25 protein-coding genes and 1 tRNA gene are annotated in these 23,683 nt (G+C 70.5%); 9 read left to right on the top strand and 17 right to left on the bottom strand.

Going from position 1 to position 23,683, the window contains the following annotated elements; genetic code table 11:
* The first annotated feature begins 10 nt into the window (after positions 1-10).
* Together JGR64_RS07745 and JGR64_RS07740 are read left to right on the top strand one after the other, a co-directional pair.
* A complete protein-coding gene (locus tag JGR64_RS07745; protein ID WP_199372799.1) occupies positions 11-3,391 on the top strand; it encodes a PAS-domain containing protein in 3,381 nt (1,126 codons plus the stop codon).
* 73 nt (positions 3,392-3,464) lie between these two features.
* Entirely contained in the window at positions 3,465-3,953 is a 489-nt protein-coding gene (locus JGR64_RS07740) for an 8-oxo-dGTP diphosphatase (protein ID WP_199372798.1), read from the top strand.
* Positions 3,954-3,971: 18 nt separating this feature from the next.
* Here JGR64_RS07740 and JGR64_RS07735 read toward each other — a convergent pair whose 3' ends face one another.
* Both JGR64_RS07735 and JGR64_RS07730 read right to left on the bottom strand, forming a co-directional pair.
* On the bottom strand, positions 3,972-4,643 hold the full coding sequence (locus JGR64_RS07735; RefSeq protein WP_199372797.1) for a response regulator transcription factor: 672 nt from the start codon (positions 4,641-4,643) through the stop codon (positions 3,972-3,974).
* A gap of 29 nt (positions 4,644-4,672) precedes the next feature.
* Positions 4,673-5,476 (bottom strand): 3-hydroxybutyrate dehydrogenase, encoded by an 804-nt coding sequence (locus JGR64_RS07730; protein WP_199372796.1) that lies wholly within the window; start codon positions 5,474-5,476, stop codon positions 4,673-4,675.
* Between the two features lie 138 nt (positions 5,477-5,614).
* On the opposite strand from JGR64_RS07730, the gene JGR64_RS07725 reads away from it, so the two are divergent.
* From JGR64_RS07725 to JGR64_RS07700, 6 genes are all read left to right on the top strand, one after another.
* Positions 5,615-7,486, top strand: a complete 1,872-nt coding sequence (locus tag JGR64_RS07725; RefSeq protein ID WP_234446932.1) for a D-(-)-3-hydroxybutyrate oligomer hydrolase — start codon at positions 5,615-5,617, stop codon at positions 7,484-7,486.
* A 66-nt stretch (positions 7,487-7,552) separates the two neighbouring features.
* Positions 7,553-8,185, top strand: coding sequence for a phosphatidylcholine/phosphatidylserine synthase (locus JGR64_RS07720; protein ID WP_199372795.1), 633 nt, complete (start codon positions 7,553-7,555; stop codon positions 8,183-8,185).
* Between the two features lie 193 nt (positions 8,186-8,378).
* Complete coding sequence (gene phaE, locus JGR64_RS07715; protein WP_233348114.1) at positions 8,379-9,752, top strand: class III poly(R)-hydroxyalkanoic acid synthase subunit PhaE; 1,374 nt, start codon at positions 8,379-8,381, stop codon at positions 9,750-9,752.
* 1 nt (position 9,753) lies between these two features.
* The gene (locus JGR64_RS07710; protein WP_199372793.1) at positions 9,754-10,818 is read left to right on the top strand and encodes a class III poly(R)-hydroxyalkanoic acid synthase subunit PhaC; all 1,065 of its coding nucleotides are present in this window, start codon (positions 9,754-9,756) and stop codon (positions 10,816-10,818) included.
* Positions 10,815-11,012 carry a PspC domain-containing protein gene (locus JGR64_RS07705; protein WP_199372792.1) on the top strand — a complete coding sequence of 66 codons (198 nt, stop codon included), beginning with the start codon at positions 10,815-10,817 and terminating at the stop codon, positions 11,010-11,012. Before JGR64_RS07710 ends, JGR64_RS07705 begins: the two co-directional genes overlap by 4 nt.
* A gap of 2 nt (positions 11,013-11,014) precedes the next feature.
* Positions 11,015-11,482 (top strand): hypothetical protein, encoded by a 468-nt coding sequence (locus tag JGR64_RS07700; protein ID WP_234446931.1) that lies wholly within the window; start codon positions 11,015-11,017, stop codon positions 11,480-11,482.
* Positions 11,483-11,608: 126 nt separating this feature from the next.
* Here JGR64_RS07700 and JGR64_RS07695 read toward each other — a convergent pair whose 3' ends face one another.
* Positions 11,609-12,934, bottom strand: coding sequence for an alpha/beta hydrolase (locus JGR64_RS07695; RefSeq protein WP_199372790.1), 1,326 nt, complete (start codon positions 12,932-12,934; stop codon positions 11,609-11,611).
* Positions 12,935-13,100: 166 nt separating this feature from the next.
* On the opposite strand from JGR64_RS07695, the gene JGR64_RS07690 reads away from it, so the two are divergent.
* Positions 13,101-13,508: a hypothetical protein gene (locus JGR64_RS07690; protein ID WP_199372789.1), complete on the top strand. Its 408-nt coding sequence runs from the start codon at positions 13,101-13,103 to the stop codon at positions 13,506-13,508.
* Between the two features lie 18 nt (positions 13,509-13,526).
* Here the strand turns inward: JGR64_RS07690 and JGR64_RS07685 are convergent, their stop codons facing one another.
* The 14 genes from JGR64_RS07685 to ccmA form a co-directional block, all read right to left on the bottom strand.
* Positions 13,527-14,327, bottom strand: coding sequence for an NRDE family protein (locus JGR64_RS07685; protein ID WP_199372788.1), 801 nt, complete (start codon positions 14,325-14,327; stop codon positions 13,527-13,529).
* Positions 14,328-14,382: 55 nt separating this feature from the next.
* Entirely contained in the window at positions 14,383-14,598 is a 216-nt protein-coding gene (locus tag JGR64_RS07680; RefSeq protein WP_199372787.1) for a hypothetical protein, read from the bottom strand.
* Between the two features lie 195 nt (positions 14,599-14,793).
* Positions 14,794-14,880, bottom strand: a tRNA-Leu gene (locus JGR64_RS07675).
* A gap of 57 nt (positions 14,881-14,937) precedes the next feature.
* Positions 14,938-15,546, bottom strand: a complete 609-nt coding sequence (locus JGR64_RS07670) for a cysteine dioxygenase family protein (protein ID WP_199372786.1) — start codon at positions 15,544-15,546, stop codon at positions 14,938-14,940.
* A gap of 70 nt (positions 15,547-15,616) precedes the next feature.
* Positions 15,617-16,732, bottom strand: a complete 1,116-nt coding sequence (locus tag JGR64_RS07665) for a homoserine O-acetyltransferase (RefSeq protein WP_199372785.1) — start codon at positions 16,730-16,732, stop codon at positions 15,617-15,619.
* 51 nt (positions 16,733-16,783) lie between these two features.
* Positions 16,784-17,869: a tetratricopeptide repeat protein gene (locus JGR64_RS07660; RefSeq protein ID WP_199372784.1), complete on the bottom strand. Its 1,086-nt coding sequence runs from the start codon at positions 17,867-17,869 to the stop codon at positions 16,784-16,786.
* The gene (locus JGR64_RS07655; RefSeq protein WP_199372783.1) at positions 17,869-18,327 is read right to left on the bottom strand and encodes a cytochrome c-type biogenesis protein; all 459 of its coding nucleotides are present in this window, start codon (positions 18,325-18,327) and stop codon (positions 17,869-17,871) included. Before JGR64_RS07655 ends, JGR64_RS07660 begins: the two co-directional genes overlap by 1 nt.
* A complete protein-coding gene (locus JGR64_RS07650) occupies positions 18,327-18,902 on the bottom strand; it encodes a DsbE family thiol:disulfide interchange protein (protein ID WP_199372782.1) in 576 nt (191 codons plus the stop codon). The genes JGR64_RS07655 and JGR64_RS07650 overlap by 1 nt, the downstream gene beginning before the upstream one ends.
* On the bottom strand, positions 18,899-20,821 hold the full coding sequence (locus JGR64_RS07645) for a heme lyase CcmF/NrfE family subunit (protein ID WP_199372781.1): 1,923 nt from the start codon (positions 20,819-20,821) through the stop codon (positions 18,899-18,901). Before JGR64_RS07645 ends, JGR64_RS07650 begins: the two co-directional genes overlap by 4 nt.
* Entirely contained in the window at positions 20,822-21,310 is a 489-nt protein-coding gene (gene ccmE, locus JGR64_RS07640) for a cytochrome c maturation protein CcmE (protein WP_199372780.1), read from the bottom strand.
* Positions 21,307-21,477, bottom strand: coding sequence for a heme exporter protein CcmD (gene ccmD, locus JGR64_RS07635; protein WP_199372779.1), 171 nt, complete (start codon positions 21,475-21,477; stop codon positions 21,307-21,309). The genes ccmE and ccmD overlap by 4 nt, the downstream gene beginning before the upstream one ends.
* Positions 21,474-22,223 carry a heme ABC transporter permease gene (locus JGR64_RS07630; RefSeq protein WP_199373233.1) on the bottom strand — a complete coding sequence of 250 codons (750 nt, stop codon included), beginning with the start codon at positions 22,221-22,223 and terminating at the stop codon, positions 21,474-21,476. The genes ccmD and JGR64_RS07630 overlap by 4 nt, the downstream gene beginning before the upstream one ends.
* A 139-nt stretch (positions 22,224-22,362) precedes the next feature.
* Entirely contained in the window at positions 22,363-23,031 is a 669-nt protein-coding gene (gene ccmB / locus JGR64_RS07625; RefSeq protein WP_199372778.1) for a heme exporter protein CcmB, read from the bottom strand.
* Positions 23,031-23,678, bottom strand: coding sequence for a heme ABC exporter ATP-binding protein CcmA (ccmA, locus tag JGR64_RS07620; RefSeq protein WP_199372777.1), 648 nt, complete (start codon positions 23,676-23,678; stop codon positions 23,031-23,033). Before ccmA ends, ccmB begins: the two co-directional genes overlap by 1 nt.
* Between the last annotated feature and the right edge of the window lie 5 nt (positions 23,679-23,683).

The raw sequence follows: 23,683 nt of genomic DNA, 5'->3' as shown, positions 1-23,683 counted from the left end.
GCCGGGAGGAATGCTGAGCGTCGGCGTGGTGGTCGCGGCCGCGACGCTCTGGCTGGTCCTGCTGTTCGGCGTGGCGGTCTATGCCGAGCGTCGCCCCGGTGCGCTCGCCCGCCACTGGCACCACGTGTATGCGCTGTCGCTGGCCGTGCACTGCACGTCCTGGACCTTCTATGGCACGGTCACCCAGGCGGCGCGCTACGGCTGGCCGCTGCCGCCGACGTTCCTGGGCGCGATCCTTTTCTATGCGCTGGCCGTGGGTTTGATGCTGCGCCTGGTTCGACTGGCGCGCGAGAGCAACGCGACGTCCATTGCCGACCTGATCGCTACCCGGCTTGGGAAGGATCCCTGGCTGGCCGCCGTGGTCACCCTGGTCGCCTTGCTGGGCATGGTGCCGTACATCGCGCTGCAGCTTAAGGCGGTAACGATGAGCTTTGACACGCTGACCCGCCACGGCGGCGCGGTCGACGTCGTTGCACCGTGGCGCGACGGTGCACTGTATGTCGCGCTGGCGATGGCGGGATTCGCGATGGCGTTCGGCACCCGGCGCGCGAGCGCCACGGAGCACAACCGTGGCCTGGTGCTGGCGATGGCCTTCGAGTCGCTGTTCAAACTGGCCGCGATGCTGGCCCTCGGGGCGCTGGTCTGGTTCGGGCTGGGCGATTTCGATGTCGCTGCGCCGCCGTCACCGCCGGAACCGGTAGGTGGCTTCATGCCGCTGGTCCTGCTCGGCGCGCTTGCCATGTTCATCCTGCCGCATCAGTTCCATGTCGGCGTGGTCGAGTGCCGCGATGAACGTCATGTACGGACCGCGCGCTGGCAGTTCCCGCTCTATCTGGTGCTGATCGCATTGCCGACCCTGTTGCTGGCCCGTGCCGGAACGGCGCTGCTGGGCGACAGCGTGCCCTCGGACATGTACGCGCTGGCGTTGCCGGCCGCATTGGGCCATCACGGCCTGGCGCTGTTCGCGTTCCTTGGCGGGTTGAGCGCGGCGACGGGCATGGTGGTGGTAAGCACGCTGGCACTGAGCCTGATGATCGGCAACCACTGGTTCACGCCTGGCCTTCTGCGGGGGGCCTGGGCCGTGGGCCGCGGTGGCAGCGACGACCATCGCGGCGCACTGCTGGCGCTGCGGCGTGCCGGCATCCTGGCCGTGATGCTGCTGGCGTGGGCCTACAGCCGCGTGATCGGCGGAAGCGAGGCGCTCGCCGACGTCGGGGGTGTTTCGTTCTCGGCGCTGGCCACCCTTGCACCTGCACTGTTCTGTGCCGTGTGGCGGACGCGCACGCCGGCATCGGCGGCAACCTGGGGCGTGGTGGCGGCCTTCTTCGTGTGGGCCTGGGTGACGCTGTCACCGATGCTGGTCGATCTTTCCGGTGGCGACGGGGCCTGGTTGGCGGATGGCCCCTGGGGCATCGCGATGCTGGCGCCAGACACATTGTTTGGCCTGACCAGCTGGAGCCGGCTCGGCCGCGCGGTGGGCGCCAGCCTGTTTGTCGGCATCGCCACCACGCTGGCGTTGGCCGCCTGGCTGTCGACTCCTGATCGCGACGTGGCGCGCGGCTCCGACCGGCGCACGCTGCGCGAGGCCGGGCGGCGCTTCCTGCCGGTGCGCACGGTGGACGACCTGCTGCGCGGCGCGCCGGGGAGCGGCGCGGTGCCGGCAATGATCGAGGCGCGCCTCGAGCGCGAGCTGGCAGCGGTGCTCGGCAGCGCCTCGGCGCGCCTGTTGCTGGATGCCGCGCGCCGGGAGGCGGGCCCCGACCTCGACACCGTCGCCGCCATCGTCGGCGAGGCCTCGCAGGACCTGCGCTTCAACCAGCGTCTCCTCGAAGCCGCCATGGAGAACATGAGCCAGGGCATCAGCGTGGTCGATCGCGAGCTGCGGCTGGTGGCGTGGAACAGCCGCTACGCCGAACTGTTCGGCTACCCGTCCGGCCTGCTGCGCGTCGGCGTGCCGGTCGCCGAACTTGTCGCGCACAATCTGCGCAGCGGGCTGGTCGGCCGGGTGGGCGGGAGCGTCGAGTCCGAAGCGGGCAAGCGCCTGCGCCACATGCAGGCCGGCACGCCCTACGTCAGCGAGCGGGTGTTCCCGGATGGCGGCATCGTCGAGATCCGCGGCAACCCGATGCCCGGCGGCGGATTCGTCGCCACCTTCAGCGACGTGACCGCGTTCCGGCGCACCGAAGCCGAGCTCAAGCGCAGCAACGAGACCCTGGAGCAGCGCGTCGACGAGCGCACCGCGAGCCTCGACCAGGCGCGGCGCGAGGCCGAGCGCGCCAACGAGGCGAAGAGCCGCTTCCTCACCGCGGTGGGCCATGACCTGCTGCAGCCGCTGCATGCCGCGCAGCTGTTCACCGATGCGCTGGCATCGCAGCTCGATGGTGCGCCGCGCACGTCACTCGGCCAGATCCGCGGCGCGCTCGACTCCACCACCGACCTCCTCACCGGCCTGTTCGACATGGCGCGCCTGGAGGCTGGCGGACTCGTCCCGCAGCCGCGCGCGTTTCCGCTGTCCGACGTGCTCGAGCCGCTGGCCTCGGAATTCCAGGCGCTGGCCGAAGAGCGCGGCCTCGCCTTCACGCTGGTTGCGACGTCCGCCTGGACCGACAGCGACCCGCAGCTGCTGCGCCGCGTGCTGCAGAACTTCCTGGCCAATGCGGTGCGCTACGCCGACCGCGGACGCATCCTGCTCGGCGTGCGCCATGTCGGCGGCGCGTTGCGCATCGAGGTGCACGACACCGGGCCGGGTATCGCGCCTTCCCAGCAGCAGCTGATCTTCGAGGAATTCCGTCGCGGCGATGGCGTGCCCGGGCAGGGCCTGGGCCTCGGTCTTGCGATTGCCGACCGTATCGCCGGGCTGCTTGGCACTGGCATCGTGTTGCGCAGCACTGTGGGCAAGGGCACGGCGTTCTCGATCACGCTGCCGCGGGTCGCGGGCACGCCGCAGTCGGCACTGGTGCCGCGCCTGCGTCCGGGGCTGGCCGCCGCTCGCGTGCTGGTGGTCGACAATGATCCGCTGGCGCTCGACGCCCTGCGCACGCTGCTTGCAGGCTGGGGCGCGGAGGTGGTCGCGGTGGCCGATGGTGCCGGCGCGGAGGCGGCGCTGGCCGCGCAGCCCGCGGCCCTGTGGCTGCTCGACTATCACCTCGACGATGGCGACACCGGCATCGACCTGCAGCTGCGCCTGGCCGCGCGGTTCGGCGCCGCGCCCTCGCTGGTGCTCAGCGCCGATGCCACCGACCTGGTGCGTCGCCAGGTGGCCGAACACGGCCTCGGGCTGCTGCAGAAGCCGGTGCGGCCGCTGGCGCTGAAGTCGATGCTCGGGAGGCTGCTGGCGATGCGCACGGCGCTGGACCGCGAGCCGGCGGTGGAAACAACCCTGGAAGAGTGATCACGCGGCGCGTGCGTCACGGCCCGCCGTTGGCGACGCCTTACAATTGTCGAAATTTCCGCGCGATCAAGAAATGCCCTATACCCCCATCCTTGCCACCCTCGGCTACATCCTTTCGCCCGACCGTCGCCAGGTGTTGCTGGTGCACCGCAATGCGCGCGACGACGACCAGCACCTGGGCAAGTACAACGGCCTGGGCGGCAAGCTCGAAGCCGACGAGGACGTGGTGGCCGGCATGCGCCGCGAGATCATGGAAGAGGCGGGCATCGACTGCAGCGACCTGCAGCTGCGCGGCACAATCAGCTGGCCGGGATTCGGCAAGCAGGGCGAGGACTGGTTCGGTTTCGTGTTCCTGATTACCGGATTCACCGGAACGCCGCTGGTGTCGAACCCGGAGGGCACGCTGGAGTGGATCGATGTCGAGCGCATCCTCGAACTGCCGCTGTGGGATGGCGACCGCCAGTTCCTGCCGCTGGTGTTCGACGCCGACCCGCGCGCGTTCCACGGCGTGATGCCGTATCGCGACGGCAAGATGGTGTCGTGGGCGGTGTCGCGGATCTAGGCGGGTCGCCGCCGGCCTTCAGCCGTCGTCCTGCACCTGGCGCGACGGGTCGCTGAGTTCCAGTTCGCGCAGGATCACGCCGGCCTGGGTGCGGTTGCGTGCGCCGAGCTTGTCGAAGATCGCCGACAGGTGCGCCTTCACGGTGCGCTCCTGCACGTCCAGGCGGTCGGCGATCTGCTTGTTGAGCAGGCCTTCGGCGACCAGCACCAGCACGCGGAACTGCTGCGGCGTGAGGCTGGCAAGGCGCGCGGCGAGATCGGCATCGCGCGGCGCGGAATGTGCGCGCGCCACGGCGCCGCGCAGCGCGGGCGGCAGCCATTCCTCGCAGGCCAGCACGGTGGCGATGGCCTCGCGCATCTCGTCCAGGCCCGCGCTCTTGGGGATGTAGCCGGCGGCGCCGTGGTCGATCGCGCGGCGCACGACGTGCGGGTCCTCGTTGGCCGACACCAGCACCACGGCGACCGCCGGGAACTGCGCGCGGATCGCGGCCAGGCCGGCAAGCCCGTGGTTGCCGGGCATGTGCAGGTCGAGCAGCACCAGGTCGATGTCGGCGCGCGCCTCGAGGGCGGCGATGGTCTCGTCGAGCGTGCCGGACTCGAGCGTCTCGATGCCGTCGGCAGCCTCGCGCGCGGCGCCGCGCAGCGCGGCGCGGAACAGCGGGTGGTCGTCGGCGATCAGCAGGGTGGGCATGGTGGTGCGCGTCCGTTGCGCTCGGCGGGCTACTGCGCCGACCAGCCGCCGTCGACCGGGAATGCGGCGCCGGTGACGTTGTGCGCCTCGCGGCGGCACAGCCAGGTGGCGAGTGCGCCGATCTCCGCGGGCAGGGTCATGCGCAGGCTCGGCTGCTTCTCCGCGAGCAGCGCGCGCACGCCGTCGTCGCGGCTGCCGCCGTCGCGGCGCGCTTCGATCTGCGGCTCGATCAGCGGCGTCTCCACCCAGCCGGGGCAGATGGCATTGACGGTCACGCCGCCGCTGTCGCGGCTGCCGGCCGCGGCATATTCAAGCGCCGCCACCTTCCCCAGGCCGAGCACGCCGTGCTTGCTCGCGACGTACGGTGCCTTGTTCACCGAACCCACCAGGCCATGCACCGACGCGACGTTGATGACCCGGCCGAAGCCGCGCGCGGCCATGCCCGGCATCGCCAGGCGCATGGTGTGGAAGGTCGCGCTGAGGTTGATGGCGATGATGTCGTCCCACTTGCCGACCGGCATTTCTGCCAGCGGCACCGCGTGCTGGATTCCGGCGTTGTTGACCAGCACGTCGAGCGGCGACCATGCATCGATCTCCGCCATCATGGTTTCGATCGCGGCAGGGTCGCGCAGGTCGGCGTTGAAATGGCGGACGTCCGCCGCGCCGGCGTCGCGCACCGCAGCGAGTGCCGCATCCACCTGCGCCTGGTCGCCGAGGCCGTTGATCGCGACGCGTGCACCCGCGGCCGCCAGGGCCTGCGCGATGCCGAGCCCGATGCCGGAGGTGCTGCCTGTCACCAGGGCGGTGCGGCCGGAGAGGAAGGTGTCGGTCATGGGGTGGCATCGCGGAGGGGCAAGGCGGCCAAGTTAGCAAATCCGCTCCTGCCGCCGCGGCGTACAAAGGTACGATGCCGCCGGCGCGCGCGGCTGCTACGGTGCGGCATGCCCCTTTTTCCTCCAAGGATCGCGCCCGTGCGCAAGCCCATTGCTGTTTCCCGGCGCGTCGCTTCGCGCATCATCGTGTACGGCGCGGGTTCGCTCGCGCTTGCGGCGATCCTTGCCGGCTGCGCGTCCGGCGCCGAACGCATGGCGGCCACGGAGAAGACCATGTTCGATCATCCGCGCAACACCACGCACCGCGATGGCGACGATCTCCTGAGCGCCGGGCTCGGGCTCGACAGCCTGCGCCTGATGGTGCCGCCGGCGTTTGCCGACGCCGTGGCCCCGACCGCCGGGGAACTGCGCCGCCGCGCGATCTGGAGCAGCTGGCGCGGCATCGCCGACCTGACGCCCGCAGGCGGCTACGGCAGCCTGTACGGCAGCGTGGCCAGCGTTCCCGGCCGCGAGTTCTCGGCCTATGCGCGCGTGCCGGGCGCAGCGCACCCGCACCGCGTGCTGGTGCAGGTGCCGGACGCGTTCGACGCGGCGAAGCGCTGCGTGGTGGTGACCGCGTCGTCCGGCTCGCGCGGTATCTACGGCTCGATTTCCGTAGCGGGCGCCTGGGGGCTGCCGAAGGGCTGCGCGGTGGCCTACACCGACAAGGGCGCCGGCAGCGACTACTTCGACCTCGACGCGCGCGCGGGCGCCACGGCCGACGGCCGCGTGTCGGGCGCGGGCGAGGCCGACGACCTGGCGTTCGTGCCGGAGGCGGCGGAAGGCGCATCCGGCGTTGCGTTCAAGCATGCGCATTCCAAGGACAACCCCGAGGCCGACTGGGGCCTGCACGTGAAGCAGGCGGCCGAGTTCGCTCTGCACGCGCTCGACGAGGCGCTGCCGGCGGCGGCACCGTTCACCTTCGCCAACACGCGCGTGATCGCGGTCGGCATCTCCAACGGCGGCGGCGCGGTGCTGCGCGCGGCCGAGCTGGAAGGCGACTGGCTTGACGCGGTGGTGGCGGGCGAGCCGAGCGTCTATTCCAGCGGCGCGGGCAGCCGCGCGCTCTACGACTACACCACCGAAGCGGCGCTGTTGATGCCCTGCGCGCTGCTGCACATGCAGGACCTGCCGCAGCCGCCGGTGACGGCGCAGGTGGCGCCGTTCTGGACCGCACGCTGCGCATCGCTGAAGGCGGCGGGATTGGTGACGGGCGACGACACGGCTGCGCAGGCGCGATCGGCATACGACACGATGCGCGGCGCCGGCTGGACCGACGCCGCCCTGCGCGCCGGCGCGCTGTCGGCCGGCTTCGACCTGTGGCGCGCCGTGGCGGCGACCTATGCGTCCGCCTACGGCCGCCATGGCGTGGGCGAGGGCCCGTGCGGCTTCAGCTTCTCCGCGCAGGGCACGGACATGGTGCCGCGCGCCGCGACCGCCGCCGAGCGCGCGGCCTGGTGGTCGGATGCCAGCGGCATCCCGCCGGGTGCGGGCGTGGGGCTGGTCGATGCCGGCATCGCGCCGCCCGACCTGACGCTCGCAGGCCTGCAGTGCCTGCGCGCGCTGTGGACGGGTGATGGCGAAGACGCGGTCCGCGTCCGCGACGGCATTGCCGCGACGCGCGCCGCGCCGCCGCGCGCAGGGCTTCCGGTGATCGTGGTGCACGGCGCCGACGACGGCCTGATCCCGATGGCGTTCAGCAGCGCGCCCTACGTCGCCAATGCGCGCGCGGCGGGTCGCGACGTGCGCTTCTGGCAGGTGCGCAACGCGCAGCACTTCGACGCCTTCCTGATGCTGCCCGATTACGGCTCGCGCTACCTGCCGCTGCTGCCGTACGTGTATGCCGCGCTGGATCGCGTCAGCGCGCATCTCGACAGCGGCGCTGCGCTGCCCGCGGACGCCGACATCGAGACCCGCGTGCGCCCGTCGGGCACCGCGCTGGAGGCGGCGCACCTCGCGATCCCGCGCTGAGGGCCGCGCCGCGACGGCGCTGGCCGGATTTGGCATGCTGGAGGTCCCGCAGTGCACGGAACGCCCATGCCACGCCAGCGCCATTTCTCGATGCTCCGCGACTTCCATCTCGCGGACTGGTTCACCCTCGCCAACGCCATCTGCGGCACCGGCGCGATCTTCGCGGCCATGCGCTACCTGCAGGAGGGCGCGGCCGAAGGCGGCATCCGCGACCTGATGCTGGGCATGGCGCTGATCCCGCTGGCGTTCGTCTTCGACGCGCTGGACGGCCGCATCGCCCGCTGGCGCAAGGTGTCGTCGACGCTCGGCCGCGAACTCGACTCGCTCGCCGACGTCATTTCGTTCGGCGTCGCGCCGGCCGCGCTCGCCTATGCCTGCGGGCTGCAGGGCGGCTGGGACTGGGTGGTGCTGAGCTGGTTCGTCGCCTGTGGCGTGAGCCGCCTGGCGCGCTACAACGTCACCGCGGAGACGCTGGCCGACGGCGGCGACAAGGTGAAGTATTTCGAGGGCACGCCGATCCCGAGCAGCGTGGTGATCGTGCTGCTGCTGGCGGTGGCCGCCTGGCAGGGTGCGATTGGCGATGCGCTGTGGTTCGGAAGCGTGCAGCTCGGCCCCTGGCAGCTGCATCCGCTGGTGCTGGTGTATGCGCTGTCGGGCTCGCTGATGATCAGCAAGACGCTGCGCATTCCGAAGCCCTGATCACGCTGGCGCGGTCGCCGGCGGTTGCTATGATCGGGCGACACGACGGAAGCGGGCGATGCCGGTGAACCAGCAGGACGATCTCGAGGCGCTGTCGCGCCGCTATTGGGCCGCATGGGGCGAGGCGCTGCGCGGCGCTGCGTCGCCCGCGGGCGGCATGCCCGGCATGTCGGATGCAGCGGGGTTGGCCGGCATGCCCGGAATGTCCGGGTTTGCGGGGTTGAACGGCATGCCGGGCATGGCCGGTTTTCCGGGTCTCGGCGGCATTCCCGGCATGGGTGGCATGGGTGGCATGGGCGGCGCGCCGAATGTCCCCGGCGCGCACGGTCTGCACGAAGCGATCGACTGGTGGTCGCGCGTCGCCCATGGCGGGCGCGGCCAGGTCGACGACGCGGTCGAGCGATTCAACACGCAGGCACGGCAGTGGTATGGGCAGATGCAGCAGGTCGCCAGCCGGTTTGCCGGGCAGGATGCCAGCGCCGCTGATGTCGCGCGGGCATGGAAGGAAGCGCTGGGAGCGGCCGGTGAGAACCCGTTCCCCGAGATGCTGCGCACCATGCGCGGCCATGGCATGCAGGGGTTGGACCAGTGGGTCGAAGACGCCTCGCCGTGGCTGCATTCGATGCGCAGCGAGGCTGGCGCACTGCTGCGCATGCCCACCTTCGGTTTTGCACGCGAGCAGCAGGAGCGCCAGCAGGAGCTGCTCCGCGCGCATCTCGAATACCAGCACGCGAACGCCGCCTACAACGCGCTGATGATGAAGGCGTCCCAGGAGGCCTACGAGATCTTCGAAGCGCGGCTCGAAGCCCACCAGGAGCCGGGTCGGCAGATCCAGTCGGCGCGTGCGCTGTTCGACACCTGGATCGATGCCGCCGAGGAGGCCTATGCGCGCATCGCCCTTTCGCCCGAGTTCCGGGAGGTCTACGGCGAGATGGTGAACGCGCAGATGCGCCTGCGCGCCTGCGTGCAGCGTGCTGTCGAGGACGCGTGCGCCCAGGTCGGGATGCCGACGCGCAGTGAGCTCGACGGCGCGCACCGCAAGCTCGCCCAGCTCGAGCGCGAGGTCCGCAAGCTGCGTGATGCCGTGGCGCAGGGGCAGGGCGATCGCGCACCCGCGACCGCGCCACGCCCGCACGCAGGCGCGCCACTGGAACCGGCTGCCCGGCCTGTGGCGAAGGCAAGCGGGACCGCGAAGCCTGTCCGTGCGTCGAAGCCTGCGGGCACGGGCGCGGCGAAGGACGCGGCGAGCCACGTTGCCAGGAAGGCCACCGGGAAAGCGACGAAAGTTGCGAAGAGCGCGGTAAAGAAGAGCGCTCCAAAGAAGACCGTGAAGAAGGCTGTGAAGAAGGCTGTGAAGAAGGCTGTGAAGAAGGCTGTGAAGAAGGCTGTGAAGAAGTCCGCGGCGAAGCCTGCTACCGCCGGAGCGCGCGTGTCGCGCGCGGCCGCCCCCAGGGCATCGCGCTCGAAGGCGGAAGCCTTCGGCAGCATGATCGCGAACGCGATCCCGCAGGCGCCGCGGCCGTTGTCTCCACGCGGCGGCAAGTCGCCGGCCAAGAGGAAGCGCTGACATGCATGGTCCGCTCGATATCACCCCGGCCGGCCTGGCTGCCGAGTTCGCGCGCCTGCACCAGAAGCTGGGCGCGGGACTGCAGACACTGCGCAACGTCGATGACGTCGACTTCGGCGCAACGCCACGGCAGGAAGTGTGGCGCGACGGCAAGGTCGTGCTGTACCGCTTCATCGGCGCACAGGCACCGACCGCGCGGGTGCCGCTGCTGATCGCCTATGCGCTGGTCAACCGCCCGTACATGGTCGACCTGCAGGACGACAAGTCGCTGGTGCGCCAGTTGCTCGCGCGCGGCGAAGACGTCTACATCATCGACTGGGGTTATCCGGACCGTTCGGACCGGTTCCTCACCCTCGAGGACTACATCGAGCGCTTCATCGGCGGCGCGGTTGACCACCTGCGCGCCACGCACGGCCTGGATGCCATCAACCTCCTCGGCATCTGCCAGGGCGGGGCGTTCTCGCTGAGCTATGCCGCACTCAATCCCGCCAAGGTGCGCAACCTGATCACCATGGTGACGCCGGTGGATTTCCACACCGACGACAACATGCTGGGCAACTGGACGCGCGGCATCGACGTGGACCTGTTCGTCGACACGCTCGGCAACGTGCCTGCCGACATGATGAACCTGTGCTACCTGACGCTCAAGCCCTGGCGGCTGTTCGTGCAGAAGTACGTGGGCCTGGCGGACATCCTCGACGACAAGGCGGCGCTGGAGGATTTCCTGCGCATGGAGAAGTGGATCTTCGACTCGCCCGACCAGGCCGGGGAGGCGTTCCGCCAGTTCATCAAGCAGTACTACCAGGGCAACGGATTCGTCAATGGCGGCATCGTCATCGGTGACCGCGAGGTGCACCTGGGCATGGTGGAAATGCCGGTGCTCAACATCTACGCCGAGCAGGACCACCTGGTGCCTCCGTCGGCATCGCGGCCGCTGGGTGGCCTGGTCGGTACCAACGACTATTCGGAACTGTCGTTCCGCGGTGGGCATATCGGCATCTACGTCTCCGGGCGAGCCCAGAAACTGGTGCCGGACGCTATCCACAGCTGGCTGAGCGAACGATGAGCTCCCGTCCCACCCTCAGCCGTTCGCGCGACGACCGCGTGCTTGCCGGTGTCATCGGCGGCATTGCGCGCCGCTTCGGATGGAACTCGACGCTGCTGCGGGTGATCTACGTGCTGGTGTCGGCGGCGTCGATCGCGTTCCCCGGCATCCTGGTCTACCTGATCCTGTGGCTGCTGCTGCCCGAGGACGATTGAACGTGGCGCGGGCGCTGCGCCCGCTGGCGCATGCGCTCGGCATCGCGTGGGCGCTGCCGTACACGCTCGCCGGCGCCATCACGGGGCTTGCGGCACTGCCATTCGGCGCGCGCCTGTCACTGCGACCGCGCGACCTCGCACTGGTATTCGATCGCGTGCCCTGGGGTCCCGGTGGCGCGTTGACGCTCGGCAACGTCATCCTGCACACCGGCGACACGCTCGACTGCGCCTGCCACACGTACGCGCACCGCGCGGGACTGTGCGAGGAACCGTCCATCGCGCTCGCCGACCACGAGCGAGCCCACGTGCTGCAGTACATGGTGCTTGGCGTCCTGTTCCTTCCTCTGTATTTCCTGTGCGGCGGGATCAGCGTGCGCAATCGCTTCGAACGGGCGGCGGACCGCTACGCGCAGACCGGTCGCGGATGGTGGCCTTGGCCGGGCGTTCGGACCAACGGTCGACGCGATTGACGTCCGCGTAACACGCGCCGCGATACCCTGCTCGCGTCGAAGAAAAAGCGGAAGGCGCAAGCCGGACGCAATCGCTTCGGCAACGGAAGGCTCAGCCCGCCGGGGAAACCCGACAGACTGGGCCTTTCATTTTTGCGGCGTCGTGACGCCGCGGCGCGGACTGATGCGGGCTGCCGTCTGCACGTCCGGCAGCCGCAGGCCGTGGATCCATCCCGCAACCAGCGCGTGGTATCCGTCCGGGTTGCGCAGATCGACGCGCTCGCCGTCGACGTCGGTGAATTCGTAGATTCCGTGGTCGGTGCCCGGGTAGAGCACGATGTCGATCGGTCGCTGTTGTGCCTGCAGTTCCTGGAGCCGCGCGAGCGTGTTCGCCGGAGGCGCTACGCGATCTTCGCCTGCAAGTACCCACAGCTGCGGCACGTCGAGCCCAGCCAGCACCGGCAGCGGGTCGTGGTGCCATGGCGTGCCCACGTCGCGGCCCCGCGCCATGCTGCGCACCATCCATTGCGGCAGCCAGGCCGGGATCCGCAGCAGTTCGCCGCTGAACTCGCCCTCCACGTCGTCCAGCCAGGCCTCGCCTGCGTAGCGCTCGCGCACCGCCGCCAGCTGGTCGAAGCCGCGCGTGAAGCCGGACGCCATGATCTCGCCGGTGGCGTCGGTGAGTTCGCGCGCCTTGCGCAGCACGTCGTCGCCATGACCGCGCGCGCGCAGCATGGCCATCACCTCTTCGCGGTCCTCGGCGAGCGGACTTTCGGCCAGCCCGTACAGCGCCACCACGTAGTCGGACTTGCCGCGCGATGCCGCCAGCGGCGCCACCCAGCCGGCCTGGCTGCCGCCGACGAAGCCGGCATGCGAGAACTTGCTGCCGGCCATGCGCCGCGCCTCGGCGAGCGCCGCGACCGCGTCATCGGCCAGCACCTCGAAGTCCTGCGTGTAGCTCCCCTGCGACGCGCCCGTGCCGCGCTTGTCGTACACGAACGTCGCCACGCCCTGCGCCGGCAGCAGGTACTGCAACGCCTGCATGTCCACCGCCGACCACGACTCCGAGCCATGCACCAGCACCGCCAGCGGCAGCGGCGAACGGGTGGGCAGGGGCAGCACGAGGCGCCCGCGCAATTCGATCCCGTTGCTGCGGAACCGGACCTCGCGAACCTCCTGTGGCATGCGCGTGGCGGTGGACGCGGGCTCGTTGCCGAACGCGACCTGCATGCGGCCCCTGCGGCAGGGCTCGAACACCGCGGTGGCGGCGACGGGGCCACCTTCGCGCCAGCCCTCCGACGCCTCCAACATGTCGCCGAGCGCCTGGCGGCCGATGTTGAACCTGCCGGTGCGCCCGTCCATCAGGCGATAACGCAGGCCGCCTTCCACCGGTGACAGCACGAACACTGCGCCGGCGTCGTTGCGCCATGCACCGGCCTGGCAGCTGAAATCCGCAGACAGGGGTGCGGACACGGGCGCTGCCGGTTGCGGTGAGCAGGCGGCCAGCAGACAGAGCGCGGTCACGACAATCGCAGCGCGGTTCACGCGCATGGAGGCATTGGGCATCGATCTTCAGTGGCGGGCAGCTGCCCGTCGTCGGGAAAGGCGCTAGTCTCTCGCGAAACCGGAGCCCAAGCACATGCGTCCAACCAGCCTGCGTGACGATGCCGCCCCCTGGTCGTTCTTCCTGCCGGTCATGCTGGCCGTAGCGGTGGGCATGCTGCTGGCCGGCGCAGTGCAGTTCGCGTTGAAGACGGTGTTCGCGCCCGGACCTTCAGACATCCATGCCGCGCCTGTCGCCGTCGTGGCCAGCGGCGATCCGGATGGAGATGTCGTCGCGACGGCGGACGAAGCAGAAGCCGCGCTGGTCGCGGTCGGTGCCGCGCAGGGCGGCGACGTGGTGCTGCTGCCAGGCCCGATCACGTCGATGCGCGAAGGTTCGGATCGCGCCTGCATCAACGACACGATCGCGCTGCGTCGCCCGAATGGCTGGGAGCAGGGACTCGAGAACGACGCGCCTCTGCGCTGCAGGGCGAGTTCGCCCTGACAGCGTGTCCAGGTTCTTTCAGCGTTCCGGCACGCGCGGAATCAGCGTGATGCCGTGGCCGGCCTGCACGCCGTCTGGTCCGTAGCGACGCTCGGCGAACACGATCCGTGCTTCGCCGAACAGGACCACGCTGCTGCAGCGCGTGCCATAGCGCGGGCCGCGCACGAACGGCGGCGACAGCGCCCGCTCCAGTTCCAGGCCGACACCGGTGTCGGGCAGCGCGGCGTCCGGCGCGCGGGATTCATCGGCAAGCGCGAGGAAAAGCGGATCCAGCGACTCCGGCGATGCCATGGGGTCGGCCAGTGCCAACGGCGAGTCCAGCCACGCGGCCAGCGCGCGGGTGGCCAACGTGCTCTTCGGCCAAGGGGCGTCGAACGCGCCATTGGACATCGCATGCACGCCCGGCGACACAGTCGCGGGCGGCTGGCGCGGCCGGTTGCTGGCATGGATGAGCGCCTCGCCGTCGCAGAACACCCCGTTGAACGGTCCGTAGTCGGCTCCGCCCGCCTGCGCTGTGGCGAACGCATGGGCGCTGTCGTTGCCGCGCACGAAGTCGCGCACCAGCCAGCCGCGCGAGCGCGGTGCGGGCATCGAATCGGCGTGTCCGTCGCGGACGTTGGTGACGGCGGCCAGGCGGCCATGCGCGGACACCTGCAGCCACCCGCCTCCCTGCACCAGGTCGCGGCCGCCGTAGACCGATGGCGCGTCCGGATCCATCGCCGCCGCGGCCGTCGGACGCGCGTGGAACTCGTCGCGATTGGCGGCGATGGCCAGCAGGTGGCGCGGATGATGGCGCCAGGCGAGGGCGATCAGGCACATGCCGCAATGGTAGCCGCGGCGCGACCGCGTGGCCGCGGCGTCAAGCGCGAGACGGTCAGCCGTTGGCCTGGACCATCACGGATTCACCTTCACCCAACGCCAGCGCGACGCCCGTCGGCGTGCCGGTGACGACGTAGCGGCGATAGGCATGATCGGAGGCAGCGCGGACGGCATCGTCCGGCGATGTGTGGTGGTCAAGCAGGAGGCGGTGACAGCTGACGTCCCAGCCGGCATCGTCGGCTGGCTCCACGTTGAGCAGGATCCGCGTCATGGCAGTCACCCGGAAGCGGGGAGCGGTTACCGGCCCAGCACCACGACCTGATCCTGGTCGTGGCCGATCATCCATGAATGGCGGCGTCCCCGTCCGTTGGGGCGCTGTGCTGCCGGAGCGCTCAGGTTCCCAGAACGGCTGCCGCGCTGGCATCGGCCCTTGACGGCAAATGCTGTCAGATTTTTCCTACAACGCTGGTGCCGGAAGTGGGACTCGAACCCACACGCTTTTAAGGGCGGCGGATTTTGAGTCCGCTGCGTCTACCGATTCCGCCATTCCGGCGCGGTCGCGAAGTATATCGTCCGCCGCGCGCGCTGTGAGCGTCGCGATCGCCGGCGGTCAGGCGGCGTCCGTCTGCAGGGTGTTGTCGACGCGCAAATACCACTCGCCCGACTGCGGCTCGAAACGCGAGCAGCACTCCAGCGGCGCTTCGTAGATATGCAGTGACACGGCAACGACGTCGGGGCTGGCGTTGCGGATCGTGTGGTACTCGTGCGGCGGGATCAGGCTTCCGGCGCTGCCGGGTCCCGCCTGGATGCCGCCGGCGGCGCGGAAGCGGACGCGGTCACCGTCGCGTTCGAGCAGCTCGTACTGGGTGATCTCGAGCTCGCCGTTCCACACGCCTTCCACGCACCAGCAGCCCGCGTGGTCGTGGATCGGCGTGCCCTGGCCCGGGCCCCAGGTCATCGCCACCACGCTGTAGCCGTGCTCGGCGCTGCGATACAGCTCGCGGCGCGCGTAGTGCCCGGTGATAGGTGCGTGCACGCACTCCGGCAGCCTGACTTCGGGGTCGCGGATCAGCGCGCACAGCGCGGTGCGCAGCGCGGCGGTGACCGCGTGGCAGTCACCTTGGGCAATGGCCGTATCGATGGCGGCGAGCATGCGCTGGCGGCCCGGGAACGCGACGTCCGGTTCCGGGAGTGCGATGGTGTTGGCAGTTGCAGTCATGCTGCGAGTGTACGACGCCGACCGCGAGGTCGCCGGTGCGTCTGTGTTGCATCGCACCAACGCGGAGCGGCTACAGCGCCCCCAGGAACCCGCCGACCGCCGGCGTAAAGCGCTCGAAATCGACGAGGAACGCGTCATGGCCCTGTGGCGAGGGGAGTGCCAGGAACTCGGCCTGCACGCCGCCGGCGCGCAGGCCGTCGGCGATCTGTTCCTGCTGCTGCAGCGGGAACAGGATGTCGGTGCCGACGCCGATCGCCAGGGCACGCTCCACCTGGATCGCGGCCAGACCGGCTTCGGTGGTGCCGGCACAGCTCTCGCCCAGGTCGAACCAGTCCATCGAGCGGCTGAGATAGAGATAGCAGTTGGGATCGAAGTTGCGCACGAAGCGCCGCGCATGGGCTTCGAGATAGCTCTCCACCTCGAACTCAAGGCCGAACGGGTCCTCGCCGTCGCGGCGGTCGGAATCGAGGCGCACGCGCCCGAAACGTCCGTCCCACTCCAGCGCCGAGCGGTAGGTGATCACGCCGAGCTTGCGCGCCATGCGCATGCCGCTTTCGGGATAGTGCGCCTCGTCGTAGTCGCCGTTGTTCCAGTTCGGATCAAGGCGGATCGCTTCACGCTGCAGGGAGCGGATGGCGATCGAGAACGGCAATGCGCGCGCCGCGCCCGAAATGTTGACGTGGCTGCGCGCGATGCCGGAGTGGCGCGCCAGCAGCGCCAGCGCAGACATGCCGCCCATCGAGTTGCCGATTACGCAGGCGAGTTTCGCAATGCCGAGCGCGCGCACCACGTGTGCGGCGGCGTCGGCGATGTCCTCGATCGACAGCTCCGGGAATGCAAGGCGCCAGGGCGCGCCGGTCGCGGGGTCGATCGATGCCGGGCCGCTCGAACCCTTGCAGCTGCCCAGCGTGTTGACGCACACCACGTACCAGCGGTCGGTGTCGATCGCCTTGCCCGGACCCACCATCGCTTCCCACCAGCCGGGAGAAGGATCGGCTTCACTGGCCGCGGCATGGGCGTCCGGCGACAGTCCGGTCAGGATGAGCACGGCGTTGCCGCGCGCCGGGTCCAGCTGGCCCCAGGTCTCATAGGCGACGCGGCCCGACACCAGCGCGCCGCCGCGCTTGATGGCGAAGGGCGAAGGCAGGTCGATCCAGCGCGTGCCGGGGGGGATGAATTCGGTCATGACGGCAAGTCTAGACTGCGACGCCGCCGCGGCTGTGGCGACGGCAGCACTTCACTTCTTCGCGGCACCGATCACGAGCTCGACGGTGTCGTCCGTCGGCAGCGTGACCCGTACCTGCGCCGATTCGATGTCGTCGGCGCTGCGGTCCGCGGTGCCACTGGCGGACAGGCGCGCGGTCACCACCACCTCGCGCAGCTGCGACAGCTTGCTGGTGGGCATGGGGCTGTCGGCGTCGTCGAGCACGATGTCGAGCGGCAGGTCCTGGATGGCGTGACGCTCGGCAGCCACCGGCATCGGCGGGCCATCCGGCGCGCGCGCCATGACGAACACCGTGGCGTCGCCGCGCAGGCGGACGCGCGCGGCGAAGTCGGGATCGAGGCTGACCTTGACGCGCAGGCCGGGCGACGCCGCTCCCGCCGTCGACGGCGCACCTGCGCTCGGCGCAGCACCGCCAGCGCTGGCGGTATCGCCCGGTGCAGCACCGGCGGCCTTGCGCGCGATGTCGATCTGAGCGCGCAGGCTCAACGCGGTGGCGGCGTCGACGTCGGGCAGCAGTGCCTCCCAGGTGGCGGCGGCTTCGGCGTCCAGGCCGCGCTGGCGCTGGGCGATGCCGATGAACCAGCGCGCGCGCTGGTCGCGCGGCTGGTGGGCGACCGCGCGCTGCAGCAGGGCGAACGCGGCATCGTCGAACAGCTTGCGGGGGTGCGCTTCGGCGCGCGCCTGTGCGGCCTCCACCAGCAGGGCCGGATCATCGGGGACGAGGTCCAGCGCCTTTGCGTAGGCGGCGTTGGCGCCCTCCGCATCGCCCTGCGCCTTGAGCGAGCGCGCCAGCAGCTGCCAGCCTTCGGGCTGGTCGGGATCGCGCTCGAGCGCTTCGCGAAGCTCGGCAACCGCCGCCTGGAACGCAGCCGGATCGACCGCTTCCGTGGCGCCGGCAGGTGCCGCTGCCACGCTGCGCGCCGGGGCTTCGAGCGCCGCCGGGTTGCCGAGGATCTGGTACAGCGCCAGCGCGAGCACCGGCACCACGGCCACCACGCCTGCGTACGCGCGGGGCGAGGCCCTGCGCAGCGGCAGAGCCACGAAGCCCGTCGCGACCAGCGCGACCAGCAGCAGCGTGAGCATGAACGCGATGGCCATCACCACTCCTGCCTGTCGTCATCGGGTGCGAGACGGTTCGCGCCGGCGCGCTTGCGCACCACGTGGACCAGCGCGGCTGCGCCCAGCAGCAGGACGATGCCCGGGCCGAACCACAGCAGCCAGGTACCGCCGCCAAGCTGCGGGCGATACAGCACGAACTCGCCGTAGCGTTCGACGAGGAACGTCTTGATCTCCGCATCGCTGCGGCCCTCGCGCATCAGGTCGAAGACCTCGCGGCGCAGGTCGTGGGCGATCGCCGCGTCGGAATCGGCCAGCGACTGGTTCTGGCACATCACGCAGCGCAGCTCGGACACCAGCGCGTGGAAGCGGCGCTCCTCTTCGCGGTCGCGGAACTCCAGCGGCGCCACGTCCTGCACCACCTGCGCCATGGCTGGGGCCGGCGGCAGCAGCGCGAGCAGCAGGCACGCAAGCAACGCGAGCAGTGCGGTGCGCGCCATCATCCTTCCTTCGCCATGGCGTCCACCATCGGGGCCAGCACCTCGTCGACGATCTCGTCGGTCAGCGGGCCGACGTGCTTCCAGCGGATGATGCCCTCGGCGTCGACCAGGAACGTCTCCGGCGCGCCATAGATGCCCCACTGGATTGCCGTGCGGCCTTCGTAGTCGGCGATCACCACCCAGTAGGGGTTGCCGAACTGTTCCAGCCAGCGCAGCGCATCCGCCGGCTCGTCCTTCCAGTTGTAGCCGACGACGCGGATGCGCTTGGTCTCGGCGTACTTCGCCAGCACCGGATGCTCGTCGCGGCAGGCCGGGCACCAGCTTCCCCAGATGTTGAGCAGGTAGGGCTGGCCGCGCAGGTCGGCGCTGCCGACGCGGTAGCTGGCATCGTGCAGGACCGGCAGCGAGAACTCCGGTGCCGCCCGCCCGATCAGCGGTGACGGCAATGACTCGCGGTCGGCGCGGTCGGACTGGCGGACGCCGTAATAGAGCAGCGCGACCAGGACGATGAAACCGGCAGCGATGGCGAGGGCAAGGAGGCGGCGACCGCGGCTTGCGGGTGCGGGCGTGTTCATTGCGCCTCCCTTGGCGGCAGCTTGAAGCGCCGGTCGGTGGCGGTCACGAATCCGCCCAGCGCCATCAGCAGCGCGCCAGCCCAGATCCAGCGCACGAACGGTTTGACGTGCAGGCGCACCGCCCAGGCGTCGCCGCCCAGTGGCTCGCCAAGCGCCACGAAAACGTCGGCGCGCACGCCGGCGTGGATGCCGGCATCGGTCATCACCTGGCCACCGCTCGCGTACGCACGCTTTTCCGGATGCAGCAGCGTCAGCGGCTTGTCGTCGCGGAATACCTGCACCGTGCCACGCTCGGCCATGTAGTTGGGACCCGGCACGCGCTCCACGCCGTCGAAGCGGAACGCGTAGCGGCCGATCTCATGTGTTTGCCCGGGCATCATCGGCAGTTCGCGCAGCACGTTCTGCGCCTCCACCAGCAGCGCGCCCATCACGAATACCGCCACCCCCACGTGCGCCAGGGTCATGCCCAGCATCTCGGCGGTGAGGCGGCCGCCCTGTGCACGGAAGCGCGTCCACACGAAGCGCAGCGTGCCGAACGCGACCCACGCGGCACCGCCCACGCCGGCCGCGGTCTTCGCCGCGCCCTGCGGCGCCGTGAACCAGGCGATGACAGCGAGCGCCAACGCCAGCGCGAACCACGGCGCCAGCATCGCCAGCGGCCGCGACGGCTGCTCCTGCTGCCAACGGGTGAGTGGTCCGAACGGAATCAGCAGCACCAGCGGCGCCATGAGCACCAGGAACAGCGTGCCGAAGTAGGGCGGGCCGACCGAGATCTTGCCGAGGTCGAGCGCGTCGGCGATCAGCGGGTACAGCGTGCCGAGCAGCACCATCGCGCAGGCCGAGGCCAGCAGCAGGTTGTTGACCAGCAGCAGGGTCTCGCGCGAGCTCGCGGCGAACGGCTTGCCGTCCTGCATCTTCGGCGCGCGCAGCACGTACACCAGCAGCGCGGCGCCGATCACGACGCCCAGGAAGACCAGGATGAACAACCCCCGCGACGGGTCGGCCGCAAACGAATGCACGCTGGTCAGCACGCCCGAACGCACCAGGAACGCGCCCAGCAGAGACAGCGAGAACGCGGCGATCGCCAGCAGGATCGTCCAGCTGTTGAAGCTGCCGCGCTTCTCGCTGACCGCCTGCGAATGCAGCAGCGCCGCGCCCACAAGCCACGGCATGAAGCTCGCGTTCTCCACCGGGTCCCAGAACCACCAGCCGCCCCAGCCAAGCTCGTAGTAGGCCCACCAGCTGCCCAGCGCGATGCCGAGCGTCAGGAAGCCCCAGGCGACGTTGGTCCACGGCCGCGTCCAGCGCAGCCAGCGCTTGTCGAGATCGCCCTCGAGCAGCGCGGCGATGGAGAACGCGAACGGCACCACGAAGCCGATGTAGCCGATGTAGAGCATCGGTGGATGGATGATCATCCCCGGGTCTTGCAGCAGCGGGTTGAGGTCGTGGCCTTCCAGGGCCGCCGGAAGCAGGCGTTCGAACGGGTTGGATGTGAACAGCAGGAACGACAGGAAACCCACCGCGACCAGGCCGATCACCCCGAGCGCGCGTGCGCTGAAATGCAGCGGCATGCGCCCCGAGGTCAGCGCCACAGCAGCGTTCCAGGCGGCAAGCATCAGCGACCAGAGCAGCAGCGAGCCCTCGTGTGAGCCCCACACCGCGGTGTAGCGGTAGACCATCGGCAACAGCGAGTTGGAGTTGTCGGCCACGTAGCGGACCGAGAAGTCCTGGCCGACGAACGCCGCGGTCAGCGCCGCGTATGCCGCGGCCATCAGGACGAGCTGGGCGATCGCGGCGGGGCGCGCCACCGCCATCCAGGCCGCATGCCCGCGACTGGCGCCGGCCAGCGGCAACACGCCCTGCAGCAGTGCGAACAGCAGCGCGAGGACCAGCGCGGCCTGGCCGAGCTCCGGCAACACCTAGCGTTCGCCCGGTGCCGGCGCGGCGGGCAGGGCGACGTCGTGCTTCTGGTGCGCCAGGCCCATCTTGTCGGCGACCTCCTTGGGCACGTAGGTCTCGTCGTGCTTGGCCAGCACCTGCTCGGCGACGAAGGTGCCGTCGTCGCGCATGCGGCCGGTCGCCACCACCGCCTGCTTCTCACGGAACAGGTCCGGGAGGATGCCGGCGAACACCACCGGCATCTCCGCGTCGCCGTCGGTGACGCGGAAGTGCGCCTCCATCGAACCCGCCTCGCGGCGGAACGAATCGCCCGCCACCATGCCCCCGAGCCGGAAACGGGTTGCGCCCGAGGCGACTTCGGTGCCGGCGCGTCCGTCGAGGATTTCCGCTGGCGTGTACAGGTAGGCCACGTTGCGCTGCAGTGCCGCGGCGACCAGCACGGCGACCAGGCTTGCGGCCACGACCAGCGCGACCACGAACCACAGGCGCCGGCGTCGGGTGGGATTCATCGCTTCAATTCTCCAGTGGTGTCGGTGCGTCGTGGCGCCTGCCGCGCGGACTGCCGCCGCACGATGCGCAGCTGCCGCGCGATGCGCAGCCGCGGTATGACGAAATCCCAGGCCAGCATGGCCACGAACACGGCGTACGCGGCGATCACGTATTCGCGGTAGCTCATGTCCGCGCCTCCAGCTGCTTGCGCACCCAGTCCTTGCCGGCTTCGCGCTGCAGGTTGTCGGCGCGCGCGCGCGCCAGCAACGAGCCGGCGAACCACAGCTTGGTGCCGACCAGCATCCAGACCAGCGGCGGCAGCATGCTTGCGTCCATCGACGATTCGCCGAACAGGCGGATGGTCTGGCCCTGGTGCAGCGAGTTCCACCACACCACCGAGTAGCGGATCACCGGCAGCATCACCACGCCGACCACGGCGAGCAGGCCGGCGGCGCGCGCCGCGGCGCGGCGGTCGTCGATGGCGTGGTACAGCCCGATCACGCCGAGGTACAGGAATAGCAGCACGAGTTCCGTCGTCAGGCGCGGGTCCCAGTCCCACCAGGTGCCCCACATCGGCTTGCCCCAGATCGAGCCGGTCAGCAGGGTCACCAGCGTGAACGCGGCGCCGACCGGCGCGCAGGCCATCGCCAGGATCTCGCAAAGCTTGATCCGCCAGACCAGCGCGATCGCGGCGTACAGCGCCATCAGCCCGAACACCGCCAGGCTCATCCAGGCCGCCGGCACGTGGATGTAGAGGATGCGGAAGCTGTCGCCCTGCTGATAGTCGGCGGGTACCTGGAACAACGCGCCATACGCGCCGACCGCCATCACCAGCAGGCCCACGCCATACCCCCACGGCGCCCAGCGCGCTGCGAAGCGGTCGAAGTAGGGGGGCGACCCGAGCTGGTGGAACCAGCGGATCACCGGGTGCATCTGCGACATCAGGTTCTCGCCAGGCGGAGGGGGCAGGGCCCCACAGGGCAGGGAGCGTGCCGTATTGTCGGACATGTCCCGCTGGCCGGCCATTTTTTCAGGTTTCACGCGTCGGGCCAAGCACGATGGCCGGGACGGTTCAGCCCAGCGCGATGCGGATTGCCGCCGCCGCGGCCAGCGGCGCCAGCACCAGCGCCGCCACCAGGCCCGCGGCCAGCAGCAGCAGCCCGCCGACCGGATCGAAGCCCTGCGCGGCCGCGGTGACCGCGCCGGCACCGAACACCAGCACCGGCACGTACAGCGGCAGCGCGAGCAGCGCGACCAGGATCCCGGAGCGGCGCATGCCGACGGTAAGCGCGGCCACCACTGCGCCGAGCAGCGCCAGCAGCGGCGTGCCCAGCGCCATCGAGACCATCAGTACCGGCAGGTGCGCGCGCGGCAAGCCCATCAGTTCAGCCAGCAGCGGCATCACCACCAGCAGCGGCAGCGAGGTCGTCAGCCAGTGCGTGACCACCCGCACGAGCACCAGCCAGGCCAGCGGTACGGGCGCGAGCAGCCATTGCTCCAGCGAACCATCGTCGGCATCGCCGCGGAACAGTGTGTCCAGCGCCAGCAACCCTGACAGCAGCACCGCCACCCACAGCGCGCCCGGCGCCACCCGCGCCAGCATCACCGGCTCGTTGCCCAAGGCGAGCGCGAACAGCACCAGCACCAGCAGCGCGAACAGCGCCGGCTGCAGGGCATCGCCGCGCCGCCGCCACAGCAGGCGCAGGTCGCGCACGACCAGCGCGCGGGCGGCCGGCCACATCACGACGGCCGCTCCAGCGTCAGCAGGCGCGTGCGCACCGGCGGTGCCGCGTAGGCGCCGTGGGTGGTGACCAGCGCCGCGCCGCCCTCGCGCAGGTGCGCCTGGACCATGCGGTTGACCAGTTCGATGCCGTCCAGGTCGAGATTCGCGTAGGGCTCGTCGAGCAGCCACAGCGGCGCCGGCGACAGCCACAGGCGCGCCAGCGACAGGCGTTTGCGCTGGCCGGCCGACAGCTGGCGGGCCAGCGCGTCCTCGTAGCCGGCAAGGCCCACGGTGGCCATCGCATCTTCGAGCGACATGCCGGGGCGCTTGCCGTGCAGGCCGCACAGGAACTCCAGGTTCTCGAGCGCGCCCAGGTCCGCCTTTTGCGCCGCCTGGTGGCCGAGGTAAGCCACCAGGCGCGCGCGCAGGGCAGGGGCCGCTGGCTGTCCCTGCAGCCGGAGCTCGCCGCCATCGGCGTGCAGCAGGCCTGCCAGTACGCGCAGCAGGGTGGTCTTGCCGGCGCCGTTGTCGCCCTGCACCAGCAGCGCCTCGCCTGCGGCCACGTCGAAATCGACCGGCCCGAACACCGGCAGCTCGTTGCGGGCGAAGCGCAGGCCGCGCGCGGACAGCAGCGGCGTTGGTGGCGGGTCAGGGGTCTCGGGCATCGTGC

Source organism: Luteimonas sp. MC1572 (assembly GCF_016615815.1).
Classification (GTDB): domain Bacteria; phylum Pseudomonadota; class Gammaproteobacteria; order Xanthomonadales; family Xanthomonadaceae; genus Luteimonas.
This window is presented reverse-complemented; position numbering and strand designations above follow the sequence as displayed.

Coding starts and splice junctions, on each gene's coding strand:
- JGR64_RS07745 (WP_199372799.1), top strand. CDS start 11: ATGCTGAGCGTCGGCGTGGTGGTCGCGGCCGCGACGCTCTGGCTGGTC.
- JGR64_RS07740 (WP_199372798.1), top strand. CDS start 3,465: ATGCCCTATACCCCCATCCTTGCCACCCTCGGCTACATCCTTTCGCCC.
- JGR64_RS07735 (WP_199372797.1), bottom strand. CDS start 4,643: ATGCCCACCCTGCTGATCGCCGACGACCACCCGCTGTTCCGCGCCGCG.
- JGR64_RS07730 (WP_199372796.1), bottom strand. CDS start 5,476: ATGACCGACACCTTCCTCTCCGGCCGCACCGCCCTGGTGACAGGCAGC.
- JGR64_RS07720 (WP_199372795.1), top strand. CDS start 7,553: ATGCCACGCCAGCGCCATTTCTCGATGCTCCGCGACTTCCATCTCGCG.
- phaE (WP_233348114.1), top strand. CDS start 8,379: ATGCCCGGAATGTCCGGGTTTGCGGGGTTGAACGGCATGCCGGGCATG.
- JGR64_RS07710 (WP_199372793.1), top strand. CDS start 9,754: ATGCATGGTCCGCTCGATATCACCCCGGCCGGCCTGGCTGCCGAGTTC.
- JGR64_RS07705 (WP_199372792.1), top strand. CDS start 10,815: ATGAGCTCCCGTCCCACCCTCAGCCGTTCGCGCGACGACCGCGTGCTT.
- JGR64_RS07690 (WP_199372789.1), top strand. CDS start 13,101: ATGCGTCCAACCAGCCTGCGTGACGATGCCGCCCCCTGGTCGTTCTTC.
- JGR64_RS07685 (WP_199372788.1), bottom strand. CDS start 14,327: ATGTGCCTGATCGCCCTCGCCTGGCGCCATCATCCGCGCCACCTGCTG.
- JGR64_RS07680 (WP_199372787.1), bottom strand. CDS start 14,598: ATGACGCGGATCCTGCTCAACGTGGAGCCAGCCGACGATGCCGGCTGG.
- JGR64_RS07670 (WP_199372786.1), bottom strand. CDS start 15,546: ATGACTGCAACTGCCAACACCATCGCACTCCCGGAACCGGACGTCGCG.
- JGR64_RS07665 (WP_199372785.1), bottom strand. CDS start 16,732: ATGACCGAATTCATCCCCCCCGGCACGCGCTGGATCGACCTGCCTTCG.
- JGR64_RS07660 (WP_199372784.1), bottom strand. CDS start 17,869: ATGGCCATCGCGTTCATGCTCACGCTGCTGCTGGTCGCGCTGGTCGCG.
- JGR64_RS07655 (WP_199372783.1), bottom strand. CDS start 18,327: ATGGCGCGCACCGCACTGCTCGCGTTGCTTGCGTGCCTGCTGCTCGCG.
- JGR64_RS07650 (WP_199372782.1), bottom strand. CDS start 18,902: ATGAACACGCCCGCACCCGCAAGCCGCGGTCGCCGCCTCCTTGCCCTC.
- ccmE (WP_199372780.1), bottom strand. CDS start 21,310: ATGAATCCCACCCGACGCCGGCGCCTGTGGTTCGTGGTCGCGCTGGTC.
- ccmD (WP_199372779.1), bottom strand. CDS start 21,477: ATGAGCTACCGCGAATACGTGATCGCCGCGTACGCCGTGTTCGTGGCC.
- JGR64_RS07630 (WP_199373233.1), bottom strand. CDS start 22,223: ATGCACCCGGTGATCCGCTGGTTCCACCAGCTCGGGTCGCCCCCCTAC.
- ccmB (WP_199372778.1), bottom strand. CDS start 23,031: ATGTGGCCGGCCGCCCGCGCGCTGGTCGTGCGCGACCTGCGCCTGCTG.
- ccmA (WP_199372777.1), bottom strand. CDS start 23,678: ATGCCCGAGACCCCTGACCCGCCACCAACGCCGCTGCTGTCCGCGCGC.